The organism is Sulfuricaulis sp. (genome assembly GCF_049587675.1).
Classification (GTDB): domain Bacteria; phylum Pseudomonadota; class Gammaproteobacteria; order Acidiferrobacterales; family Sulfurifustaceae; genus Sulfuricaulis.
Window position 1 is genome coordinate 1 of the sequence record NZ_JBAVEJ010000073.1, and the last position, 1,854, is coordinate 1,854.

Sequence of the window (1,854 nt, forward strand, 5' to 3'; positions counted from 1 at the left end):
GCCTGGCATTACAGATTGCGTTGAACCGCGAAAATCGCCGGCTCGTCAGGCAGGGTGCTCACGGAAAAACCGACCCGCTTCACGAGCGAAAGCATCGCGCCATTTTCTGCCAGCACCTCGCCCTCCATCTTCTTGAACCCCCTGGCCTTGGCGGCTTCGATCAGCAGCGTGAGCAGCCGCGCGCCGACTCCCCGGGTCTGCCATTCGTCTGCGACCACGATGGCGAACTCGCAGCTGTCTCCGTCCGGATTGACGCCATAGCGCGTTACCGCGATTTCGACCTCCTTGTCGTCCTGCATCACCACGGCAATCAATGCCAGTTCGCGGTCGTAGTCGATCTGCGTGAAGCGCACGAGCATTTCCGGGCTGAGTTCCTCCAGCGTTTGCATGAAGCGCATGTACCTCGCCTTCGGCGAAAGATTGCGCACGAACGCCGCTTCGATATCCGCGTCCTCCGGACGGATCGGCCGCAACACGATATCCGTCCCGTCCGGCAGCTGCATGTGCGAAACGAGATGACTCGGGTACGGATAAATCGTCATATGCCCGTAGCGGTCGCGACGCGGCGGCGGCGTTTCCACCACGATGCGTACGTCGAGCGCCACGACCCCCTGCTCATCGGCCACCAGCGGGTTGATATCGAGTTCCTTGATTTGCGGAAGCTCGCAGATCATTTCCGACACCGCCAGCAGCACCTGCTCGAGCGCGGCATGGTTGACGGCCGGCATGTGGCGAAACGCCGCGATCAGCTTGGCGGCGCGCGTGTTGCGGATCATGTCCCGGACGATAAAAGTATTGAGCGGCGGCAGTGCACAGGCGCGATCGCGCAATACCTCTATCGCCACGCCGCCCAGCCCGAAGCTTATCACCGGGCCGAAAACCTCATCGCGTATAACTCCAACGTGGAGCTCGCGTCCATGCGGATGCTTGTACATGCGTTCCACGGTCGCGCCGACAATGTGCGCCTGCGGGCGCTTGCGTTTCACCGACTCGACAAGCTCGCGGTACACCGAGCGTACCGCCTGGGCATTGCCGATGTTGAGGCGTACGCCGTTGACGTCGGACTTGTGCGTGATGTCGGGTGAAGCGATCTTGAGCGTCACCGGGTAGCCGATCGACTCCGCCATCACCAGCGCCTCGCTCTCGCTGTGCGCTTCCATCCCCGGCAACAGCGGAATGCCGAACGCGTTCAACACCGCGCGCGCTTCCATGCCGGTAAGAAGTGTCCGGCGTTCGGCGAGCGCGGCATCGATGATCAGGTGGGCGCCCTCGACGTCCGGGGTGCTGTGCGGCGAGAGCGGGCCCGGCACTTGGCGCAGCAACAGCTGGTTGCGCTGGTAATTGGCGAGATAGGCGAAGGCCTCGACCGACGATTCGGGGCTGGGAAATTCCGGGAGCTGATGCTCGGTGAAAAGCGCGCGCGCCACCAGCACCTGCGCCTCTCCCATCCAGCAGGCCAGCACCAGTTTGTCGGTGCCGGCCGCGAGTTCCACGATGTGCTTGGCCACCGCGAGCGGGTCGGTCATGGCCTGAGGGGTCAGCATCACCAGCAAGCCATCCACGTGGGGATCGGCCAGGCAAGCCTCGGCGGCGTCGCGAAAACGCGTCGGGGACGCATCGCCCAGAATATCCACCGGGTTGCCATGCGACCAGTGCGAGGGAAGCAGCTTGTCGAGCCGCGCTATCGTGGTGTCCGACAATGTCGCCAGTTCGACACCGAGATCGGCGGCGCGATCCGCGGCGAGTACGCCGGGTCCGCCGGCGTTGGTCACGATCGCCAGCCGGTGACCGCGCACGCGAAACTTCGTGGCCAGCAACTCCGCGGCGGAGAACAGCTGCTCGATCGTCATGGCG

Annotated in this window: 1 protein-coding gene; it reads right to left on the reverse strand. The window is 64.0% G+C overall.

Annotation, left to right across the window (positions count from 1 at the left end):
* Window positions 1-8: 8 nt before the first annotated feature.
* On the reverse strand, window positions 9-1,854 hold a 1,846-nt coding region (locus WB402_RS03830), incomplete at its 5' end, for a GNAT family N-acetyltransferase (protein ID WP_424205590.1).